The sequence below is a fragment of the Pedobacter metabolipauper genome, assembly GCF_004362715.1.
Classification (GTDB): Bacteria; Bacteroidota; Bacteroidia; order Sphingobacteriales; family Sphingobacteriaceae; genus Pedobacter; species Pedobacter metabolipauper.
This window is the reverse complement of the sequence record NZ_SNYC01000003.1, coordinates 654,817-677,818: the sequence shown is the minus strand read 5'-3', so window position 1 is coordinate 677,818 and position 23,002 is coordinate 654,817. Positions and strand designations below refer to the sequence as shown.

The following is a 23,002-nucleotide window of genomic DNA, read 5'->3' as shown; positions in this document are numbered from 1 at the left end:
GGTTTTCAATCTTAAGATATATTTGCAAACATCAATTGCGCTATACTGAATTGATATAGGTTTTGATTTTAAACAAGATAAACGGTTTTATCCGTTTATCTTGGTGATATTTTGCATATTCTAATGTTTAACAACCGATTGTTAAGCCGGTCGCTCTTATTGATTTATCCATGTTAAGGATTATTTATTTTGACTTTTTGATCGCTTCAGTAAATCCCTGAAGTTGTAAAACATAATCTTTTGTGATATCTGGGTTTGCCCAAAAAGTGTTTTTGTTAATCCTTTCAAAACAACCTATTCCGACCATATCTTCTACCCCATTCAAACCGTTTACATATAACCTGAAATATACTGTTTGTTCGGCTGTTAATTTCTGGAGTTCGGGATATACGGAGAGGTTGATGGTATGCTGCGAAGCCGGAAACACACCTGTAAATTCGTATGGTTTTGCCAGGGACTTGTAGTTGCTGCCATCCAGACTATATTTCCAGTAGAAAAGCTTCTTGTTCTTTCCTGTCGTCATTAAACGCACATCCAATGTGCTCAATGAAACCTGATTCATTTTTACCGGATTTACCTTAAACTCTAAATACAGCTTATTGGATATTGCAGTACTGGTATCTGAAGCACTTACTGAACTCGGGGTATTGGCTGCTGCAATAAAGCCATTTGACAAACGTATGGGGTAGCTTCCGGCATTTTTTGCAATCAAACCGTCTCCCCTGGTTAAGGTGGATTTGTTTATTGCCTTGTTGTTGAAACTTGAATTTGCACCCTGTTCTTTATTTGCTGTAGAAAGATCAAACTGCCAGGCCAGTAAATTGACGTTCTTCTGTTCTGCCCCGGTATTTTGGCGTTTATAGATTGCAATGTCATCTATACTTAAACGTCCGTTATTATCAACACCCAATTCCAATTTATGAATGCGGAACCGGATTTTTCCACGGAGATCCATAATAAACACGGCTTGTTGTTTGTTTCCCTGGTGGGTAACTACCACAGGTCCTGTGGGTGTCCAGCTGGAACCCTGATTGGTAGAGTATTCCAGCTGCCATCTCGAAACACTATCTGTTGCGTAAAGGCCATGTTGTAAAATTACCTTTGATGCGCCTTCAGTAATATCGAAATCCATTTGCAGATAAGCGGGTGTTGTATTTCCGTTAACCATCCGTACCGCATAAGTTCCGCTTGTAGGTTTATCATTGCCGGAACTTCCACCCAATGTAGCACCCTCAAAGATCCATGAACCTGTACGTGCAGCTACTTTTTCCCTTGCATAACCTGTTTTGGTTATATTTTCAAAATCTTCAGGAAATTGGCGATACAAATCTCCTGCTTCATTTGCCTTTATGCCTATTGTTGCCATTACACAATAATGATCAGAAGCCGTGTGGTTATTATACAGATCGGTAAGCACATTATATTCATAAGCCTTTAACGTCTGACTAAGAAAAATATAGTCTACCCTAATCCTTTGCCTCCGGTTGATGTTGAAACCATTTCCGGTTCCGCGTTCTTTTTCACGAATGTTAACAGCCAGGTTATAGCTGTCTTTGAGTCCGGAATTATTGAATAGCATGTAATTTGGATCATATTGGGTGGTGTTTAAATCTCCCAGCAGTACGACTGGCGTATTGCCGGCCATTTCCTTTATTCTCTGGAGGATGAGTTTTGTACTGTTGGTACGCGCAGCAATGCCGATATGGTCAAAATGCGAGTTAAAAAAATAATACTCGCCACCGGTTATCAAATCTTTGAATTTGCCCCAAACGCAGATTCTTTTATATTTTGCATCCCATCCTTTGCTTTCAACATCCGGGGTTGGCGATAGCCAAAAGAAGCCGTGATCTTTTAACTGTAGTCTTTCTTTATTGTATAAGATTCCAGTTCCGATGTTCATAAAAACACCAATGCTATCAAATTTTGGCAATACGCTGGTTAGATAACCAGCCATGTTTGCATTTGTTTCCTGCATCCCGATAATATCAAATTGATGTTTCTGGATTTGATCGGTCACCATAAATTTTCTACTGGTCCACTCATTGCCAACATCGCGGAGGTCATCCCCCCGCAGGTTATATGTCGCTACCGTGAGCTGCTGTCCTTTGGAATAGCCTGCAGACAAACAAATGATTAATATGATTTGAAAAATCTTTTTCATGTTGGTTTGCTTATTTTTATCTATTGTACTGCCAATTGCAAGTACCAAATCATTTGAAGCTGCGCTGGCAGAAGGATCAATTGCTGTGCATTTCCGTTGTATACAGGAATTATTTTGATCTTCATCAGGATTTTAGATAAAAAGTTTAATAAATTTCAATTTAAGGATTAACTTTTCCGCCAATGGTTAAGGCTGGTGTTGTGGTTGAAACCGGTGTTCTTCCTATTGCAAAAGAACCTGAGCCAATGTTGCCATATCCCCAATTGTACATCCGTAAAGTTACCGTTGTACCTGCTGGAATACTTTGCAGCTGTGGTGTCTGATAAAGGTAATAGGTTGGCATCTGTTCACCTTCACCGTCAGTAGTGGTTCCTTCATAATTGATGTCTCCTGTTCCGTTGGTTTCCGTGAAGTCAACATTATTAAGACTATAGAACCATTTATGGTATTTTGCACCTGCACCGCTCCTTCTTATTTTGACATCAATTGCTGATATAGATAAGGTTGAACCGGGTTTTACAGTAAACTTTACCTGGAAATACGTATTTTGACTGATAGCTATCGCTTTTGTAACTGGAATGAGCGGACCTGCTGCGTTACTTCCAAAGGCACGTGCTGCACCGGATGTATTTAATCCCGTTCCACGTGTTAATGCAGCTGTGGTTAATCCACTATTGGTTGCGGTCGAATTTATTGTTAACTCACTTCCAGTGGTTAACGGTGCTGCAAATTGCCAGGCCAGTACATTTTCATATGCCGGAATGGGATTGGTTATTGGTCCACCCGCTTCTGTATTTTTGTAGATTGCCAGATCATCAAAACTGAACCTTCCATTTTGATTGTTGCTTGTAGATGCGCCGATACCCAGCTTCCCTATTCTGAAACGAACGGGGCCGCGCAGGTCCATCAGAAATGTAAATAATTGCTTGTCCTTACTTACCGTTAAAATATCAGCTCCTACCTGGCTCCAGCTTGTTCCCCGGTTCTGTGAATATTCTATACGCCATGTTGAACCCAAATCTGCAGATGCACCATATGAACCTGCCCAGATTGTTAATTTACTGGCTCCGTTTGGCAGATCATAATTCATGGTGATCCATGAGCTGGATGTTCCATTGCCGTTCATTCGCAGCGCATATACCCCGCTTGTTGCCCGGTCGTTCCCATCTTTATTTAAACCGGTGTTGGTCAACGTGTAATTGCCCGTTAGTAAATTGCCTGTTTTTGTCGAATACCCTGCTTCGCCAATCACCGCATCTGCGGTTTCAAAGTCTTCAGGGAATTTTTCATACAGACTTCCGCTTTCATCCTCTACAGTCTCCCCGTTTAGCAGCCAAAGTTGCTTAACAGCACCTTCAGTATCATTTCCGTTTGCGTTGTAATATCTGGCTACTCCAGTATAAGAGGCATTTAATGCTACTTTTTTTGAAGCGAAACCGGCTGTAGCTTCAGTATGTATCACTCCGGTGTTAACGGATTGTGAAACGGTTACATCACCGCTCAGTACATTTCCATCCGCGACCGCGTCAACGTTGGCTACTTTTAATAAAGTACTCTCATACTCCTCAAATTTTGCATTAAAAGCTGCCAGATTTACTACCCTGGGTTCTACCAGGATACCTGATGCTTCTTTTGTGATGCTGGTAAGCGATGGAACTTCAATTTGCAAGGCTCCATTTTTTCGATTAATTTTTCCGCCAATTACGTCAACACTAACGGAATCACCATATTTAAAAGAACTGGCTGATGCTCCTGCAACAACAATCTCGATTCCTCTTTTATAGCCTCTTCGGGTTTGCTGAATGGCAAATGTTCCGGCCGGCATGTTACCTGCTGCTGCATCAGATACGACCACACCGGTCACTTTACCTGATCCGGTCAGATTCTCAGCGTTTAAAATGACTTCTGTACCCTTGTAAACCTTTCTTACATCTATTAAAGAAATATAAGGATTTGCTTGTCCTGCGGCCGGTGATATGTTTTCTTTCAGGCAGGATGATAATAGCAGCAAAAATCCAATGAATAATACCATCGGGTACTGAAGTTTTGACATTGTGCTGTATATTTTATTTTTCATCTGTTTATAATTCGTTTTCATGTGTGATGAGGCCATCATGATCTTTACTTTTGTAGTTATAAGATCATGATGGTTTCATTACTTATTTTTGTGATGAATATTTATGATTAAGGTTTTGCCCACCAAACTTTGGTTTTAAGGTCATCTGCGCCCATTCTGCTTACTGCTTCTAAATAATTGGCCCGATTTAAGGATTGAACGGCTGTTGGATAGTAAAGCCGCGTTGGTAAGATCCTGTCATTCGAAACCCCTGGCCCAATGGTAAGTGTAGGATATCCGGTTCGCCGGTAATCATACCATTGCTCAAAATCGGTGAAGAAGGTTGCAAAGTATTTCTGGGTCATGATCAGCTCCATTTGCTGTGGCTGCGTAGCTGCACCCTCCCATACAATGTTTGGAGAGGTTAAGTAATTGGCGGGCATTGTTAAGCTCCAATGCTCTATTGCAGCCTGTACGCCCAGGTTATAGTATGTTTTTGGTAGTCCGGGGATATAGCCCTTCAAAGCCGCTTCTGCCAATACGAATTGCAGTTCAGCATAATTCATAATATTGCCCAGCAAAGGTTCTAATCTTAAAGTCGCCAATAATTGCGATCCTCTTGGTGGCACATTACCATCAGAATATCCGCTTTGCATGCCTACATAAGCATTGTCAACCTTACCAGCCCAGATTGGCAGGCGGGGATCTGCATTTTCACTTAGCGTATTTATGAAAAATTCACCCAGGCCACCTATCCCGGTAAAGTCATTATCGCGGTAACCTACAAATGGCGATCTTAGCGGGTATGTTGCTCCGGTAAGCCGCAAAATAGCAGATTCACTATTGTTTAAAAAGATTGGATAAGCCGTTGGATTGGCCACAATTTCTGCCATTTTCTGAGCAGCGGTTTTTCCGTCTATCATCAGATCAGCTTTTGCAGAAGCTCTCAGTAACAATCTTAGATATAATGAATTACCAAACTTTCGCCAGCGCTGAAGTTCAACATCAGATGTTGTAGCCGTCCCGTATAGGGCGTCTAAGCTTCTTTGTGTTTCGGTAAATAACTGGGCGGTTGCCAAACCTGTGAGCAATGTATTTGCCTCTTCCAATTTCCGGAACATATCCTTATAGATATCTTCCTGCTTATCAAATGCAGGTGTAAAGATGGATTCTGTTTTCCCTTTATTGGCCTGAGAATAAGGCACGTCGCCAAAGGTATCTGTGATCAATGAACTTACCCAAACATCCATGATATTTGCAATGGCCATATATGGTCTGGCAGCGGTAGTCTTTGAGGTAGAATTTTGTGCGGCAATGGTATACATATCCAGGAAATTGGTTTTTTCCAGATACCAGTCGTTCCAGACAAAATCAGAGATACTCGGTCTTAAAATATACCTGTGGATCTCAACATTGTCAGATAGTGGAACGGTAACCTGCATCAGATCATTATTTATGGAATAGTTGCGCAATATATTTGCACTTACCATCGCATATAAAGAAGGGTTTAATAACCTTTCTGGAGCAGCAATGGCCACTCCGTTTGGATTTTCATTTAGTTCCTGATAGTTTTTTGAACAGGAAATAAGTGTGGTAAAGATTACCAGTCCAAAAAATAAAATGCTTTTATATAATTTGCTCATCTTAAAATTGTACGTTAAGGTTAATGCCAATGGTTCTTGTGGCTGGAAACTGACCTGTTTCAAAACCCGACTGGATCAATCCATTATTAATGGTTCCAAATTCAGGATCGAATGATGGCCATTTGCTGATAATGAATAAGTCTCTTCCGTAAACACCAATCGATGCCTTTTGCAGGCTTAATTTTTTCATCAATGCTGGTTTGAAGGTATAATCTAATCTTGCCTCGCGAAGCTTGATGAAGTCTGTACTGAAAATATTCGCTTCTACATTGTCTGGTGTAAAATGCTCACTGTAATAGGTCCAGATATCTGCTGCGGCCACATCGTTGGGGCGATAAGTTCCATCGGTATTTTTAATTACCCCATTACCGATCAGTCCATTATATCTGCCTGGTAGTGTGCTTTTCAGAAAACCACCTGCTGCATTATTGGCATAGGTATGTGAGTAAGCTTCTGCACCAAACTGTGCATCAACCAGAATGTTTAACCTGAATTGTCCGGATCTGAACTCATTGCCAATACTTGCTTTCCATTTAGGATATACATTGGTTAACAGCCTTGAAAGCAGGGATTTTACAGGATATCCGTTTTGATATACAATCTGTCCATCAGGAGATCGTTCATAACCCAATCCATATAGGTCGCCCATGCTTCCGCCAACATGTGCTTCTACGAATCCGCGGGACCCCGGCCCTTTTTGTAATTGCAGCGCTTGTACGCTATCCGCAAGAGACAATACAATATTGCGGTTTGCTGTAAATGTTCCGTTAATGTTCCAGCTAAATTTGCGGCCTTTAACAGGAGCGCCATTCATGGCAACTTCTAGTCCCCTATTTCTAACTTCTCCAGAGTTTAATACAGCGGTACTAAATCCAGAAGCGCGGTCTACCGGAACTCGTAAGATCTGATCTTTGGTGTTATTTTGATAAACAGAGATATCGGCGCCTAATCTTCCATTAAAAAAGCGGATGTCTGTACCAAACTCTATGCTTACACTGCTTTCCGGTTTTAGATTCGGATTGGCTATGCTTCTTGGATTGGTTAATCCGGATGGGAAGTTTGTTTCTGACTCATAAATGTAAGAGGTTAAATAGGGTGTTGTACCACCACTTCCTACTTTGGCAACAGATCCACGCAGTTTAAGCAGTGATACGTAGGCAGGCAGCTTGAACTTATCTGAAACGATAAAGCTTAAATTGGCTGATGGATAAAAGAATCCCTGTGCTTTTCCTGATTCGGAAAAAAGTGTGCTTGACCAATCCTGGCGACCTGTAACATCAAGATATAGGAAGTTGCTGTACCCAAACGTAGCTAGTGAATATAAACTGGTTACTCCAAACCTGCTCATGTATGGGTAAGAAAGCGGCACATCCATGCTATTGGCGAAGCTATAGATACCTGGTGTAAACAATCGTTCTGCGCGGGTCTCATCGCGCTGATACCTGTTTTTTAATATACTACCACCAAATGAGATGTCGGCAGTAATCAACCTGGTCAGATCTTTTTTATACTTCAGTAAAAAATCTGCGTTTATTTCCTGGTTAAAAATATTCTGTGTGCGGTACATGCCATCCAGATAGCGTCTTGAACTTTTCGGACGTTGCTGTGATCTTGAATCGTAAGAAAGGTCTACTGAAGCTTTTAGCATCAGGCTGAGTGCCGTATTGAATTGATAATTGGTTTGTAAGTAACCGGTTACCGTATTTCTGTTGGACTTATTGAGCATTTCATTTGCAATGAGATAAGGATTATCTCCAGCTGCGTTATATGGCCTGTTTTGCAGAACATCATCCTGCCCTCTAATCCAGTAATCCTTGTATTCATCTATACGCGCATTCGGTGCCATTCTGATCAGGCTGTACATGATGGTCTGGTTGCTGTAACCTACAGAAGGCAGGTTGTCGCTAAATCGGTTGGTATAATTCACTTTTCCGGAGAACTGCATTTTGCTGGTCACCTTTTGGTTCAGCGATAAGCTGATTACATTTCGTTCATAGCCCGTATTTGGAATGATCCATGTATTGAGCAAATTGTTATAACTCAATCGTACCGATGTTTCTTTTGTACCGCCTTCAACAGAAAGATTGTTGGTAAAGGTTTGCCCGGACATGAAAAAGTCTTTCCTGTTTGTAGGATGTGCGATCCATGGCGTTCTGAAGAGCGCTGCAGATTGCGTATTCGGATCATATTGAAAAAAAGACTGTCCATCGAATTTCGGTCCCCATGCATTGGGTGTACCTGATAGGCTATTGCCATCAACCGAATTGCCATACGAATAAAACTCGTTTCCTGTATCTCCCTGTCCATATTCATACTGATATTCCGGAAATCTTGAGGCCGTCTCAATTGCTACATTACTGCTAAAGGTTACGCCTACTCCTTTATTTTTCGGGTTGGCCAGTTTGGTTGTAATCACAATTGCACCGCCTGCTCCCCTTGCACCATAAAGTGCTGTTGCCCCAGGCCCTTTCAACACTGAAATACTTTCAATATCGTTTGGGTTGATGTCATTGATACTGGTTCCATAATCTGTTGGCGCATTGCTTTCGTCATTATAGGAGATCCCATTACCTGTGGTTCGGCCGCTTGAGCTGCTCACCACAATACCATCTATTACAATAAGGGCTTCTGATGTTCCTGAAAGTGAGGTCTCACCTCTAAGGATGATCCGGTTTGAGCCTGCCGGGCCGCCATTGGAACGTAACAGGTTTAAGCCCGCAACCTTCCCGGATAACGCATCTGTCCAGTTGTTTGAAGTTGCATTGGTTATTTCTTCTCCTTTTAGCGTTGTTAATGAGTATCCTAATGCTTTCTCTTCTCTTTTAATACCCAGTGCAGTTACAACCACTTCATTCAGGTCGCGGTTTTCTTCTTTCAGAACGATATTAAGCGTCTGATTTTTACCAGCCTTTCTTTCTTCCGTTGCGTAGCCCATATAGGTAAAGACAATGACTGCGTCTTCATCGGGAGCAATTATTTTGTAACTTCCCGTATTATCGGTCACTACATATTGCTTCGTTTTTTTTAGGGTTACCGTTACACCTGGCAATGGGTCATTTTGCTCGGTGATTACCCTGCCCGTTATGATCAGTTCTTTGACTGCCTGTTTTGATACCGGAACTTTTTCTGGAGATATGATTATATTTTTATCTACCACCTTAAAATCGAGTCCTGTACCCTTTAAGCATTTGCGCAAAGCGGCTTCGATAGACAGGTTTGACAGGTTTACAGAAACCGGGCCGGCAGCTTTGACATTTTCTTCGCTGTAGAAGATATTATATCCGCTTTGCTTTCTTAGATCTTTTAAGATTTCCAGAAGCGCGGTATTGTCTTTTTTAAGATTGATCTTCTGGGCATATGTTGCTGCATTTACTTGTAAAAAAGTAACGATAAGCATTATGGTTAACTTCATTGCCCGGGAGATTTTATGATACAGATCGTTTTCTTTGCCACAAATAACTTTTGTAGTAAAATTTTTATACATTTGATATGGTTTTATTTAATTGTTGACTCGATTAATTTTAATCAAATGGCATTTGCTATTTCAAATCAGGAGCGTTCCCGCGCTTCTGATTTTACTCACAGAGGCCATAATTTTTTACGGCATTACAATGACTCTCCTTTCTTTGATCTCGAAGTGAATGGCTTCTGTTAATTCAATTGTTTTTAATAGGTCTTTAATATTTCCGAACCTTGAAATTGTGCCTCCAAAAGTTTTTCCGTTTAGTGCTCCCTTAAATTCTACCTCTACATCATACCAGCGGGAAACCGATTTCATTACGCTTCTGATGTCCTCACCATTAAAGATGAAGTAGCCATTTTTCCAGGCCAGGGCCTCTTCTACATCCACATTGGTAACTGCTATATGATCTGAAGTTTTTGTGATCAAAGCTTGCTGATTGGGTTTTAGCAGTGCATGTTTCTCCCCTTTGCTAACATTTACTGAACCTTCAACAAGTGTGGTTTTAATAAATGAATCATCTGCATAAGCACTTACATTGAAATGTGTACCCAAAACTTTAACTTCAGTACCATTGGCTTCTACAATAAAAGGCTTAGCTGCATTTTTAGCGATTTCGAAATAGGCTTCACCCTGTATTTTAACACGGCGTTCTTTTCCGTTAAACTCGACCGGGTAGGTTATGCTCGATGCCGCATTTAGCCAAACTTTACTACCATCCTGCAGCACCAATTGATACTCACCCCCCTTAGGTGTTGTCATGGTATTTTCTGAATATTCATTTGCTGCATTGTTGATTACATTGTAGGCAAGCTGGCCTTTATTCTGCATGACGCTTAAATTACCCTGCAATGCTATTTTTCCGGTGTCCGTATCATGTAATTGAATGGTTGAGCCATCTGCCAGGGTAAGTATTGCTTTTTTGCTGCCAACAGAGATGCTATTATTATTGATTTTTGCAGTTTGTGATGCGTCTGGTTTTAAATTAGAGATATACCAGGTTAATGCTCCTGCCACTATAATTAAAAGGGATGCTGCATAGCCAATAATTCGTTTGATATTCAGAGGACTAATTTTCGCCTGTTTCTGATTTGTCCTGAAGCTTTTATGAGTTGTAATCTGATTAAAGATCCTGTCCTGCGCAATCCCTTCGTTTTCATCCACTGGAAGTGAATCCCAATACTGCATCATAAAATCATTTATGCTTGCTTCTGATATTGGCTTCTGAATAATCGCAGCAAGCTCAGTCAGTTCAACTTCAGTGATGCAGTTGGTTGTATAAGCACTTAGCAGATATTCAATTCTCTCGTTTGATGATGACATTTGATCTTGTTGGTGTCCGTTACTACAATAGAATACGGGTGTGAAATTATAATGGACTAGTTGGTTTTTTATTTATTTCAGAATAATTATAATCAATTGAAAATCAATGATTAATTTCTGATTAAATAAAAAGGGTGATGAAGAGCATGTATAATATGCCTTCGCGGTTTAGTTCCGACTTTAATGTTTTTAAAGCGACTACTAAATGATTTTTTACGGTGTTTTTGGAGATGTTGAGGTGTTCTCCGATTTCGTCGTATGATAGTCCCTCGAACCTATTCAGTCTGAATACTTTTTGCTGTTGTACCGGCAGATGTGATATTGCACCTTCTGTAACCCGTAATAAATCAGCATAAATGATACGGTCTTCTGAGTTGGTGTCTGCATCGTTCATCGTCATTAAAAGGTTTGAACGATATTTTTCAGAACTGGTAGCCTTCCTAAATGCGTCTATGACCAATCTCCGGCAAATGGTAAATAACAAAGGCTCTATAGGCAGATCGATATTTAAACTTTCCCTTTTAGCCCAAAGGGTTAGGAAAGTTTCTTGTAATATGTCTTCGCTTTGCTCCTTGTTCTTCAAAAATGATTTGGCAAACTGGTAGATCTTGCGGTAATGCTGGTCGTAAAGCCTTCTAAAGGCAACCTTATCTCCATTTCGAAGCTGGTTTAACAAGACTGCATCTATAGCTAATTCTGACGACATAAATTTAGTGGCACTGACCTGGTGGTTGGTGCGATTATATTTGGTACATAAAAGTAGGAATAATAATCGCGCTACAAAACTAGCTGAAGGAGATTTCCATAGTATTAAGCCGTTGTTAAATCTGAGGGGAAAGTAGGTTGTTATTTTAGTTTGGCTAAATTAAATACAACCGATGATGTTTAAATCCAGGAAACCGTAAGTGGGGCAGTTAGATAATTTGACAGCGTCAATAGCTATCTATTTGTCGTAGAAGTTTGGGGTAATATAAAACACTGTATCTATAAAATAAAGAAGGCCATCGCAACTAAGAACATTTTCATCATGTAAATCTTCAAAAATGATTCCCAAATCACTGCTTTGATAATCATTGTTTCTTATATGATTGAACTTATTATATTCCAATAATGATCTGAGAGCAGTCAGATCAGTTGTTTCTGTAGCAAGAATAAAGTCCTGTTTAACTACGGCAAAAAGGGAATTATCAATTACCTTGAACCCTAGAAATTCATATGTGGTTGATTTGAAAAAATAATTATGAACTAGCAGGCTATTAAAATAATCTAGCCAATATTCGTAAAAGACGCTACCGTTAAGCTTAATTACACTATGATCGTCAAAGCGATAAACCTTTTGCTCAGCGCCTTCACTGATGAATAAATCTTCAGATATATCACCGGAAAAAATAAGATTCTCCTTTAGCGCATAATCAATCAGGAGTGATTCTTCTTCACTTTTGAGATGCTTTTGTTCTTCAGGTTTTGAGCCTGCGTTCGCATTTCCTCTAAGGAAATCTTGGATTTTTTTGAGTTTGCTACTTTGGCCATCCTGTCCATTTCCGATAATGATATTTTGTAGTTCATCTTTAATATGCTTCATTAAGGATTTATTATACGAATATACGATTTTTTCGATAATAGTTCCCCTTACGTTCGTTTCAGAAAAACAGCAAGGTGATACTGCACTCATAGCTGTAACACATTTAGTCAGATTTTTGATTCCCCGAAAACAGGAGATCAAAACTTGTGATAGTTGCGGATAAATCCTATCTTCTCCCATCAGACCATTTTTTAAAAAATGCGATGAAGAGTTGCTTAAATATTACTTATAAATGGAAACTTATACCTCACTCTACTGGATAGAACGATACAAAATGGAACCGCACCCTGAGGGAGGCTACTACCGGGAAACTTACCGCTCAGCTCAACAAATAGTAAGCCCTGCGGTCAAAGAAGACCGAAGCGCCTGCACTTCCATCCATTATTTACTGGAAAACGATGATTTTTCAGGATTTCACCGGCTATGGGCCGATGAAATCTGGTATTTTCATCTCGGGGCAGCGGTAGGCTTACATTTGTTAAGTGAGGATGGCACCTATCAAATGATAGAATTATCTTCTGGGGTAAATGGTATGCTTTCCCTTGCTATTCCAGCAGGTTACTGGTTTGCTGCAGAGCTGACCGGCAAACGCGGCTTCAGTTTGGTGAGCTGCGCTGTTGCACCAGGTTTTGACTTCAGGGACTTCGAGATGGCGGACAAGGAAAAACTGAATCAGCAGTATCCTCAGCACAGGGATATTATCATGCGCTTATGCAGGTAACCAGTTTTATAAACTACACCAAAAATTCACCCTATTTTGCCACTGCCATTTGCCGGTAAGCCAGGCAGGCCGACTTTGCAGTTTTGACAACCTTTGGATCCTGTTTAATCACAGTTTCTAAAAATGTTCGGTGAGCATCGCCCCATTGATTCATAGCATCAATCATAGGCATTAATGACCAGCCAATCTCCGTTAAAAAATATTCTACTTTAGGCGGCAACTGTGCATAGATTTTCTTTTCTATGATGCCATGGTTCTCCAGTTCTTTGAGCTGGACATTCAGCACCCGGCGGGTGGCTTCTGGCAATAGCCTTAAGATTTCGCTTGGGCGCCTTACTTCCATAGACAAAGCATTCAGTAACGCTGGTTTCCATTTGCCATTCAGTACTTCCCTGGTTAGGTGAAGCCCGCAATCTATGGTTAGAGGAATCTTTCTTTCGTACATACGCTGTTTTCTTATTACAAAAATAGGCATTGTATCTCAATCAGCATAGGAGATAAATTTATCCCTATGCCATTAGTTTCCCTCCTATTGTGCCGCTGTTGTCTATGCCCGAGCTTTGCTTAAAAAAAACAATGAAAAACACAGCGCAACCTCTCTTAGAGGAATATCAATTGGGTGAATTAAAATTGAAAAACAGGGTCGTGATGGCATCACTAACCCGCGGACGTGCCGACAACCCGGGTCTGGTACCTACCCCATTAATGGCTAAATATTATGCACAACGTGCCTCAGCAGGTTTAATTCTAACTGAAGGCACCTGGGTGAATTCAAAGTCTATCGGTTTTATTAATGTTCCGGGCATGTACAGCCGGGAACAGGTTGAAGGATGGAAACTGGTGACCAAAGCCGTGCACGATAATGGCGGTTTAATCTTCTCCCAATTGGGACATATTGGTTCCGCATCCCATCCGGATTTCTTTAATGGCGAACTACCAGCCGGGCCATCAGCCATCAATCCCCAAACCCGTTCTTTTACTCCTGAAGGCTTTAAAGACTCATTAACGCCCCGCGAGCTGACCATAGCCGAGATCAAACAAACTATACAGGATTACAAGCAGGCAGCTAAAAATGCTAAAGAAGCAGGATTTGACGGTGTAGAGATCCATGCAATGGTTGGAATGCTGATCCCGCAATTTCTAAGTTTGGCCACTAACCAGCGTACAGATGAGTATGGCGGCAGCATTGAAAACCGCGCACGTATTGTGTTTGAGATCCTCGATGCCATCATAGCCGTTTGGAGCAGCACGCGCGTGGCGATCAAGTTTACGCCGGTAGCGCTAAGCAACGTAGGTATCATGAAACCCGATGAAGAAACTATTCCAATATTCAAATACATTTTAAAGAGGCTAAGTGATTATAATTTGGCTTATCTGCATATTGTTGGACCAGCGGAAAATTTAAACGGTACAGATGTTGAGGTCATGCAGGACAATTACTTCAGCCATTTCCGTAATAACTACAGCGGAAGATTAATGGCAAACTTAGGCTTTACACAGGAAAGCGGCAATGCCATCCTGAAAGAAGGCACAGCCGACCTGGTATCTTTTGGTGCAGCTTTCATTGCCAACCCTGATTTGGTTGAACACTTCCAATATCATCTGCCATTGTCAGAGGGTGACATGGATACGTATTATGCCGGGGGAGCGCATGGATACACCGATTATCCGAAAGCGGTATATAGTAACACTGCCGCACATTCAGACGATGCAGATTCCGAATAATAATTGATGATTATTGAGTGTTTTCCTATGCTAACAAAGGAAAACACTTAACTTAATCCTTTAATGACCACAATTCCTTCTAAAAACCATACATTCCACCCGAAACGCCAATTTGTTCTCCCGTTATCCAAGCTGCATCATCAGAAGCAAGAAATAAAACAGCCTTCGCAATATCTTCGGGCTGGCCCCTACGTCCAAGCGGTGTTTTGGCAACAAACATTTTTTCATATTCACTGCCAGGGGTTACACCTGCACTTGCTGCACCTTCTGTATCCGTAGCACCCGGTAAAATAGAATTGATACGAACATTCTTTACACCCAGTTCTTTCGATAAAGCAATCGTCATGGCGTCTAATGCCGCTTTAGTGGCAGAGTACAACGAGGCTCCCGGAAGCGGGTATTTACTCGCGCCCGAGCTGATGTTGATGATATTGCCGCCCTTATCACTAAATGCTTTTAAAGATGCCTGAATAGTCAATATAGGCCCCAAAACGTTGACGTTGAAATGCTGATGAAAAGCTTCTACTGATATCTGTTCAACCGGTAAGTATCCTTGATAAACCGCGTTGTTTACCAAAATATCCAACGCACCGAAAGCTGTATTGGCTTCTTCAAACAGCCTGATCACATCGGCCTCGTTCGACACATCGGCTTGGACGGCAATAGCCAGGCCTCCGTTGTCGGTTATTTCCTTGACTACTCTATCTGCGTCTTCTTTACTTGAGGCATAATTCACAACTACTTTTGCGCCTGCTGCCGCGAAGTGCTTTGCGATAGATGCGCCTATTCCTTTTGCTGCACCGGTAACTACCGCTACTTTGTTTTCTAAGTTACTCATGATTTTTATCTATTAATTTGTCATATTCTTCAGATGTATTTCCGTTCTGAAGTCTATCCAAAGATGCAGACCTATAACGGACCGTTTATTGACATGAATCATGAAGTATGTTTGATGTAGGTCAACTCATTGTCCTGACCTGGATCAAGTTAATCGAATAACTAACTGTGAAAAAATAACTTAAGATAGTGAGGGAAAACGCAGAAAGAAAAAATCAGAAATATCACAACGGCATATTTTGCGTTGTTGGGCATTTTTTTTGGATTCAGAATTAATATCAATGGGGTTTTTAAAATAGGAATTGAAATGGCCGCGTTGTAGAACAAGCTACCTTTTAGCCCTTTTATAAAGATTTATTTAAAAGAGTTTTTCCTTATTCTGCTCAAAGTCTCCGGGGATAAACCCAGATAGGAAGCGATCATGTTTTGCGGGAACCGTTTTAGAAAATGCGGATAATTGCTAACCAGGTCTTCATAACGCTCTTCAGCCGTGTAGCTAAAAGCAGCCTGCACTCTTTTCTGGTTTGCAATGGTATAATTTTGGCTGATTATGTTCTGCATCGCTGAAAAAGCAGGGATATGCTTAAGAAACTCCTCAATTTGAGCATTTGTTGATTGAAGAACCTCAAGATCTTCCAGCGCCTCAATATTAAAGCGGCTTGGCGTTAACAGGTAGAAGCTTTCAAAATCAGCCAACCACCAATTTTCTACAGACAATTTCAATACATTTTCGTGCCCCTTCTCATCTACTGTAAAGGTTCTGGCGGATCCTTTTACAATAAACCCAATATACTTGCACACGTCTCCTTCCTGTAAAAAGTATTGCCGTTTTCTAAGTTTTTTGGATTTGAAGTGTGCCATCAACAACTGCTTATCATCTTCTGAAAGCAGTTTGCCTGATATTTCCTGGATGTAATCGAAAAACACTTCAAAGTTGGACATTGTTCAAGGATATAATAATTTGCAATTTACTCAAGCTGCCTGATAAAAACTAAAAAAACAAACCAGGTTTACAGATCTCGCGATTTTATTGTAGGTGGGATTATTCGAAGATAGGGTTGAGTCGTTTACCTGTACCTGGATAAGAACAAGTTTGAATAACTAAAAAACCAGCAAAAAATAAGTTGAAAGTTTTATTTTTGAGGATTCTCCTTAATAACCCTAAAAATGCATAATTTTCAAGCGCTGTTCGATTACGTTCAAAAACTTTCCGGCGAAACGCTTTCAGCGGATGATAGGCAAGTATTTATCACCCATTTCAAACCAAAGAAAATCCGGAAGCGACAATACTTTTTGCAGGAAGGGGATGTATGTAAATATACCGGATTCATTGTGAAAGGGGCTGCCAAGACGTTTACAGTAGATGAAAAAGGACATGAGCATATATTAAAATTAAGTATTGAAAACTGGTGGTTAGCCGATTTTGAAAGTTTTTACAAACTGACACCAAGTCGCTTTAACATAGAAGCGCTGGAGGATCTGGAGATCTTACAAATAACCCATAGCCTGGTAGAGGAATTCATAAGGCCCATTCCTGCCTTTTCAGCGATGCAAAATGTGCTTAGTCAAAATAATACCATAGCTGCCCAGAAAAGAATGCAATCTTCCATCAGTCAAACTGGTGAAGAACGGTTTCAAGAACTCGTTAATGATTATCCACACTTTATACAGCGGTTCCCGCAAAATTTAATTGCTTCCTACCTGGGTTTAACACCGGAAACCTTGAGCCGGATCAGGAAAAACGCCTTAAAATAGATTGACTTTTATCAAGCGTATTTAATGACATATATTAAGATGCAGTTCCTCGCGCAGCTGCATCTTTGTATGACATTAAATAGTAAAGATCATGAGTAAATTAAAAAACAAAGTAGCCGTAATTACAGGCGGCAATAGCGGTATTGGATTTGGTATTGCCGAAGCATTTAAAAATGAAGGTGCTGCCGGTACTATTGTTGGCAGAAATCATCAAACTTTAGAAAATTCAGCCGCTCAGCTAGGCAATGATTTTATAGCCATCAATGCAGATGTAACTAACCTTACCGATTTAGAAAGAGTATTTAAAGATACAGCCGAAAAATTTGGTAAAATAGATATACTGGTAGCCAATGCCGGTGCAGGAACAACCGGAACTGTAGCAGATGTGAGCGAAGCTGATTACGACAAGACTATGGATCTTAACCTGAAAAGCGTTTATTTCACTGTACAAAAAGCACTACCTTATATGAATGATGGTGGGTCTATCATTCTTATCGGATCAAATGCCGCACATCGGGCATACCCATCATTTGGACTTTACGGTGCTGCAAAAGCTGCTGTGATCTTTTTTGCGAAAAGCTTTTCAAACGACTTGCTGGAAAGAAAGATCAGGGTAAATGTAATAACACCGGGCACTACAGACACACCTGCATTTGATAAGTTCGTTCCTGCAGAACACATCGAAGCTGTGAAAGCACAGTTTGCAAATGTAATGCCGACAGGCAGGATCGGACAGCCGTTAGATATTGGTAAAACAGCGGTTTTCCTTGCTTCTGAAGATTCTTCTTTCTTGCTTGGTGCTGAACTTCTTGTTGACGGTGGCATGACCTACTTAGCTAAGTAATTTCTTATTCACTGGCACGGGTTTTCGAATTCGTGTCGGTGGATATTAGATGCAGAGGAATCAGCAATAAATACTCACTTCCATTTAATCAAAGAACTATTGAAGCGCTTGGTTGCCTTTCCCGGTCCAGTTCCTGAATTTTATAAACTATTTGCCAATACAGGAACTATAAAATCAACAAGTTGTAAAAAATAAATAACGAAAAACATTCTAAAAAAACATCGTTCGTTATTTCTTCAGTTTCCGCTTTTCCAAGCCCCCTCTATGACCGGATTATGTTCAATTTGCATCAGATAGATCCGGTCAACATTGAACACACCAATTATCCTCCACTTGTCTTAGGTTTCATTTTGGGCAGGTTCAAATTTTTCAATCAACCCTTCATTAGTCAACCCGCTGACCAATTCTTTACATATATCTAAGTCAGCTGTCCCTAAAACCCTAATATAATAAGCCATTTTACAATCATTTTAAAACATACAAACAATCTGCATACAAGCTATCCATTTCCCCTTGTGAAATTTCTGTCATCAATCCCTTAGGATATTTTTCCTTCAGCTTTGCCAGTAAGCAACCGGCATAACTGGTTTTCTTTTCTTCTGAATATCCTTTTAATTCCTTAAAATCCCTAAATTTTTTTAGGCAAGCCTTTTCGGTAATAGGTGTCCAGGATAACTTCGTAATGGTTTCGGCACATTCCATACCAACCTGTTCAATGACCTTTTTAAGGGTGTCAGCCGATATCGTTTCCACACCCTCTGGATATAAAATTATGATTTTATCGACAAAACATTTGGCCATGTCCTTCCGCTGCTGAACATCACCAGAGATATTTCCAGCCCCCTGATAAAAACCATCATAAAGCTCCTTAGTATTATATGCATTCCAGCCATTATGTCTAAACACTACCCATTTGACTATGCCTAGAATTACACCTATGGCCACTAAAAAAAGTAGCAAATAGGTAACCTTGATATTTTTCTTGTGTTGAGCGTTATTTTCTATCATAAATCAAGTCTTAGGACTGAAGTTAAAACAAGAACCGATTATAGTTGATGATTCCTGTTTCACTAAATTACAAAAGAAATTTATTTTTTTGCTGCCACCGATTAATCCTTTCAACGGCAATTCAAAAGCCATGCCATCCTGCAAAATGCTATTCAGACCTCAGCGGACCAGTTTTGAGTATCGAAATAGCCACATCAGCAAGTTCAACAGTTAAACCAACAGAACCGCTTGTTAAAACAAAGCGATCCTTATTATCCTTAGGTAAAGTATTTAAAGACTTCTCATCATCAATGATTACAAAATCTTTATCAAAACCCATTGCAGTTTTATACCACGCTAAAATCCTTTCCTTCAATTTGACCTAGCAATCTTGTCCGGTAAGCAATCAATTCTGTAAACAAACATCCCTTAGTTTTAAAATATCACGACATTGATCAACTGGAAATCTGGATTTATAGGAAGTCGTTAAAAGAATCTTTGCTTTAGTCTCCAAAATAATCTTCTGGAGCGCCATTACCGATCTCGTGTATTTTTTATTGTAGATCATACCATGGAGAACCGCATGTTCAAAAGCCCTTATCTCCGAAATCCATAATAATTTACGACCGCATAACTTACAAAACTCATTTTTGCTTACTTTCACATTAAAAGTCATAACATGATTAAAAACATTCCCAAAACCATACTAAGTTCACAATAGCTTACATCAAAAGGACAATCGCCATAGGATTCATTGTATCCTTATTCGCATGCGACCCTATTAAAGCACCAAAAACCGATCAACTGGAAGAAATCACATCCAGAACCCATATCACTGAAGGGTTCAGTGACATTTGCTTAAAAATACTAAGCGACCAATCCAAAGACAGTGTTCATATCTACCTTGCCAAAGGATTATTCAATGGGAAAACAGTAGGCATACAATTTGAAGTAAAATCCAATATGCCTGCTGGCCTAACACAAGACTGAGGCATGGGCAAAAATGGTTTCATACAAAATCCAGTCAAATTTCTATCTATCGGGGAAGAGAGCAATCAGCTGCTAAAAGCATTAAGCGAATTATACAAGGCCCCAACAACAAATCTATTTGCAAAGCAGGTAACGGCCAGCTCCGGATTTTCCCTAAACCAAAAAGTCGCTGATCTCAATGTCCCTAGCCATTACAAGTTCAAATTATTTTTTGAAAGCGAAACCGATATTCCTGAGTTATATTCTAACGTAAACACAGCAGAAGGAATCATCGAACTCTTCGAAAAAGATCCAGAATACAGGAGTGCTTTACTTAATGTATTCAGTAAAGCTTGCAAATAAAGCAAGCACATAATCTGAGGTTGTAACTAAAAGTAAAAGACAAAACTTGAAAATAGAATTAATCCCAGTAATCGAATTCGGCTATCACAACCAGGGCATAGACTTACCTGAAAATATCCATATTGGGGCAATATCGAACTTTTCTCGTCTGCTAACGTATTTAAGATTATTTCGGCAGATATAAGGGTAATTTATAGATAAACTCTCATGTCAAATAACTAATTTAGAATTATTTTGTAGAACGCAAACAACTAACTAATATTTACTATGGATATTATTGCAGATATTTTCACATACAACAAATCTTTAGCTAATAATATTAAAATAAGGGAAGATATTGATATTTTCGCTGAATATACAGGATCATCTATACATTTGTTGCCTTCAATTCAGGCGTTTGACATAAATAGATTAGTTCATTTTCCTAATAAAAAAAAGCATAAAAGGACTCCATACATAACACTAATTGCTGAGAATTTATTTAATCCCGAGATCTACAGATATCGAAATAATAGTCTTACCAAGACTTTTCTGTCATCTGATCTGAAAGTTAATATATACCAAACGATAGAAGAATTTCTCGAAGATAGCTGGCCAAAAATTAAGTTTATAAACGAAGAATGGATTCCGGACAATCTCGATGATGATTATTTCGAGCATATTGCTTGGCGTTACTTAAACCGTGTAAGCAGAATGAAAACTCTCAATTGGTTCAAAGAAATTACAGAACAAACCATTGTGGATTATCAAGTGATTTCATGTCACCATCTTCATGACTCACATGGAGATAGGCTAATATATGAGCTTTCTAAAAATATATACAAGGTCTGCCTACCTAGAGAGTGTGAATTTGATATAAAAATTTTTACCGATCAAAATTTTCAAATTAATATACAATGCTTTGCAAGGCTTAATTTAAATATTATTATTTGTGATAAAAGGATAATCGATCTCGAGATAGCTAATGTTACCTTACAGATCCCCCAAAAGGAAAATATTGGTGACCTACGAATTTGACAATAAGCCATGAGGCTCAGCCTTTAAGTTGTTAATTTGTTTCAAGATCATTCTATAACGATTGCCGGTCGGATCAGGGCCAGTTACTCCATTGGTTCAGCAAGCGAGGTGTCCCTATAAAAACAATTGATTATGGGAGGTTTGAATTAGTTTCTGTTTTTGTGGGTTTACTTCCCGATACAAAACTTGCTAAATATATTCTCCAGCAAATCATCCGTTGTAACCTGACCTGTGACTGTACCCAGTTGGTAAAGTGCCAACTTTATATCCATCGCCAGGAAATCAGAAGTTACCGGGTTATCCAATCCATTCTGCACACTGCTTAACGCATCCTGTGTCCTTTGCAAAGCCTCCACGTGTCTAATGTTAGTCACCATGGTATGGCTATCAGATAACTGGTCTCCCACCGCAGTATCGTACAACAATTGCTTCAATTCTTCAATCTGCTGATTCTCTTTCGCAGAGATCGAAATAACCTGAACACCATCTGGTAAGTTAAGTTCTGGCAATACATCGCCAGCTAAGTCAATCTTGTTCGCCACAGCAACAAACGCAATGCCAGGCTTATGCAGGCTTAAAATATCTTCCCGAATCTCAGTAGCAGAAAGGTTAGCGATATCGAACAAATAAACCAACACGGCCGACTGGCTAATCTTCTGCATCGTCTTCTCCACGCCTATCGCTTCAATCGTATCGGTAGCTTCGCGAATCCCGGCAGTATCGATCAACCTGAAATTGATTCCATTAATATTCAATACTTCTTCAATCGTATCTCTGGTCGTACCGGCAATTTCACTCACAATCGCACGGTCTTCATTCAATAATGCGTTCAATAAAGTAGACTTACCAGCATTTGGTCTGCCGGCGATAACCGTGTTAATGCCCGACTTGATCACATTACCCAGTTCAAAAGAGCGGATCAGCTTGTTCAATACCAAGGAAATTTTGTTGATCAGCTCATGCAATTGTTCCCGGTTCGCAAATTCAACATCCTCTTCGGCAAAGTCTAACTCCAGCTCAATCATCGAAGCAAAATGGATCAATTGATCGCGCAGCACGTTAAGTTCTGTACTAAAGCCGCCTCTTAACTGGTTCATTGCCACGCTGTGTGCAGCAGCAGAATCGGACGAGATCAGGTCGGCAACAGCTTCGGCCTGAGAAAGATCCAGCGATCCATTTAGAAATGCACGTAACGTGAATTCGCCAGGCTTGGCCGCCGTGGCGCCTTTTCTAATCAATAAAGAAATGATCTGCTGAATGATATAATTAGAACCATGGCAGGAAATCTCTACCACGTTCTCCTTGGTATACGATTTTGGAGCTACAAATAAACTCACTACTACCTCATCGATAACTACAGGACCATCCTTGATCAAGCCAAAATGCAGGGTATGAGAATCTTGTTCCAGCAGGTTTTTTCCACTAAAAACAGAATTGGCAATACGGATTGCATCGTCGCCCGAGAGCCGGATTACACCAATAGCCCCCGCTCCCGGTGGCGTAGATAATGCAACTATAGTATCTGTAGTAATCATGTGAAATCTCCTAAATTGAATTAA

At 40.1% G+C, this 23,002-nt stretch carries 19 protein-coding genes; 6 read left to right on the top strand and 13 right to left on the bottom strand.

Annotated elements, in window-relative coordinates; all coding sequences use genetic code 11:
• Positions 1-184: 184 nt before the first annotated feature.
• The 7 genes from ATK78_RS02985 to ATK78_RS02955 all read right to left on the bottom strand — a co-directional run bounded on the left by ATK78_RS02985 (position 185) and on the right by ATK78_RS02955 (position 12,405).
• A complete protein-coding gene (locus tag ATK78_RS02985; protein ID WP_133574568.1) occupies positions 185-2,161 on the bottom strand; it encodes an endonuclease/exonuclease/phosphatase family protein in 1,977 nt (658 codons plus the stop codon).
• A gap of 160 nt (positions 2,162-2,321) precedes the next feature.
• Positions 2,322-4,238 (bottom strand): DUF5689 domain-containing protein, encoded by a 1,917-nt coding sequence (locus tag ATK78_RS02980; RefSeq protein ID WP_133574567.1) that lies wholly within the window; start codon positions 4,236-4,238, stop codon positions 2,322-2,324.
• 107 nt (positions 4,239-4,345) lie between these two features.
• The gene (locus ATK78_RS02975) at positions 4,346-5,860 is read right to left on the bottom strand and encodes a SusD/RagB family nutrient-binding outer membrane lipoprotein (protein ID WP_133574566.1); all 1,515 of its coding nucleotides are present in this window, start codon (positions 5,858-5,860) and stop codon (positions 4,346-4,348) included.
• Between the two features lies 1 nt (position 5,861).
• Complete coding sequence (locus tag ATK78_RS02970; RefSeq protein WP_133574565.1) at positions 5,862-9,272, bottom strand: SusC/RagA family TonB-linked outer membrane protein; 3,411 nt, start codon at positions 9,270-9,272, stop codon at positions 5,862-5,864.
• 186 nt (positions 9,273-9,458) lie between these two features.
• Positions 9,459-10,643, bottom strand: coding sequence for a FecR family protein (locus tag ATK78_RS02965; protein ID WP_133574564.1), 1,185 nt, complete (start codon positions 10,641-10,643; stop codon positions 9,459-9,461).
• Positions 10,644-10,764: 121 nt separating this feature from the next.
• Positions 10,765-11,349, bottom strand: a complete 585-nt coding sequence (locus ATK78_RS02960) for an RNA polymerase sigma factor (protein WP_133574563.1) — start codon at positions 11,347-11,349, stop codon at positions 10,765-10,767.
• A 237-nt stretch (positions 11,350-11,586) separates the two neighbouring features.
• Positions 11,587-12,405, bottom strand: a complete 819-nt coding sequence (locus tag ATK78_RS02955; RefSeq protein ID WP_133574562.1) for a putative polyvalent protein kinase domain-containing protein — start codon at positions 12,403-12,405, stop codon at positions 11,587-11,589.
• 52 nt (positions 12,406-12,457) lie between these two features.
• Between ATK78_RS02955 and ATK78_RS02950 the strand changes: the two genes are divergently transcribed.
• Positions 12,458-12,946, top strand: coding sequence for a cupin domain-containing protein (locus ATK78_RS02950; RefSeq protein WP_133574561.1), 489 nt, complete (start codon positions 12,458-12,460; stop codon positions 12,944-12,946).
• 31 nt (positions 12,947-12,977) lie between these two features.
• On the opposite strand, the gene ATK78_RS02945 is transcribed toward ATK78_RS02950, so the two are convergent.
• Positions 12,978-13,391 carry a winged helix-turn-helix transcriptional regulator gene (locus tag ATK78_RS02945; RefSeq protein ID WP_133574560.1) on the bottom strand — a complete coding sequence of 138 codons (414 nt, stop codon included), beginning with the start codon at positions 13,389-13,391 and terminating at the stop codon, positions 12,978-12,980.
• 131 nt (positions 13,392-13,522) lie between these two features.
• On the opposite strand from ATK78_RS02945, the gene ATK78_RS02940 reads away from it, so the two are divergent.
• Positions 13,523-14,671 (top strand): alkene reductase, encoded by a 1,149-nt coding sequence (locus ATK78_RS02940; RefSeq protein WP_133574559.1) that lies wholly within the window; start codon positions 13,523-13,525, stop codon positions 14,669-14,671.
• A 79-nt stretch (positions 14,672-14,750) separates the two neighbouring features.
• Here the strand turns inward: ATK78_RS02940 and ATK78_RS02935 are convergent, their stop codons facing one another.
• Both ATK78_RS02935 and ATK78_RS02930 read right to left on the bottom strand, forming a co-directional pair.
• Positions 14,751-15,509 (bottom strand): SDR family NAD(P)-dependent oxidoreductase, encoded by a 759-nt coding sequence (locus ATK78_RS02935; RefSeq protein WP_133574558.1) that lies wholly within the window; start codon positions 15,507-15,509, stop codon positions 14,751-14,753.
• A 353-nt stretch (positions 15,510-15,862) separates the two neighbouring features.
• Positions 15,863-16,450 (bottom strand): Crp/Fnr family transcriptional regulator, encoded by a 588-nt coding sequence (locus tag ATK78_RS02930; RefSeq protein WP_133574557.1) that lies wholly within the window; start codon positions 16,448-16,450, stop codon positions 15,863-15,865.
• A gap of 225 nt (positions 16,451-16,675) precedes the next feature.
• Between ATK78_RS02930 and ATK78_RS02925 the strand changes: the two genes are divergently transcribed.
• Entirely contained in the window at positions 16,676-17,263 is a 588-nt protein-coding gene (locus tag ATK78_RS02925) for a Crp/Fnr family transcriptional regulator (RefSeq protein WP_133574556.1), read from the top strand.
• Positions 17,264-17,354: 91 nt separating this feature from the next.
• Entirely contained in the window at positions 17,355-18,107 is a 753-nt protein-coding gene (locus tag ATK78_RS02920) for an SDR family NAD(P)-dependent oxidoreductase (protein WP_133574555.1), read from the top strand.
• Between the two features lie 465 nt (positions 18,108-18,572).
• Here the strand turns inward: ATK78_RS02920 and ATK78_RS02915 are convergent, their stop codons facing one another.
• Both ATK78_RS02915 and ATK78_RS22665 read right to left on the bottom strand, forming a co-directional pair.
• Positions 18,573-19,115, bottom strand: a complete 543-nt coding sequence (locus ATK78_RS02915; protein ID WP_133574554.1) for a hypothetical protein — start codon at positions 19,113-19,115, stop codon at positions 18,573-18,575.
• A gap of 148 nt (positions 19,116-19,263) precedes the next feature.
• Positions 19,264-19,434, bottom strand: coding sequence for an HAD domain-containing protein (locus ATK78_RS22665; RefSeq protein WP_166664805.1), 171 nt, complete (start codon positions 19,432-19,434; stop codon positions 19,264-19,266).
• A 653-nt stretch (positions 19,435-20,087) separates the two neighbouring features.
• On the opposite strand from ATK78_RS22665, the gene ATK78_RS02910 reads away from it, so the two are divergent.
• Both ATK78_RS02910 and ATK78_RS02905 read left to right on the top strand, forming a co-directional pair.
• Entirely contained in the window at positions 20,088-20,426 is a 339-nt protein-coding gene (locus tag ATK78_RS02910) for a hypothetical protein (protein ID WP_133574553.1), read from the top strand.
• A 267-nt stretch (positions 20,427-20,693) separates the two neighbouring features.
• Positions 20,694-21,443 (top strand): hypothetical protein, encoded by a 750-nt coding sequence (locus ATK78_RS02905; RefSeq protein ID WP_133574552.1) that lies wholly within the window; start codon positions 20,694-20,696, stop codon positions 21,441-21,443.
• Positions 21,444-21,610: 167 nt separating this feature from the next.
• Here the strand turns inward: ATK78_RS02905 and mnmE are convergent, their stop codons facing one another.
• Positions 21,611-22,978, bottom strand: coding sequence for a tRNA uridine-5-carboxymethylaminomethyl(34) synthesis GTPase MnmE (mnmE, locus tag ATK78_RS02900; protein ID WP_133574551.1), 1,368 nt, complete (start codon positions 22,976-22,978; stop codon positions 21,611-21,613).
• Between the last annotated feature and the right edge of the window lie 24 nt (positions 22,979-23,002).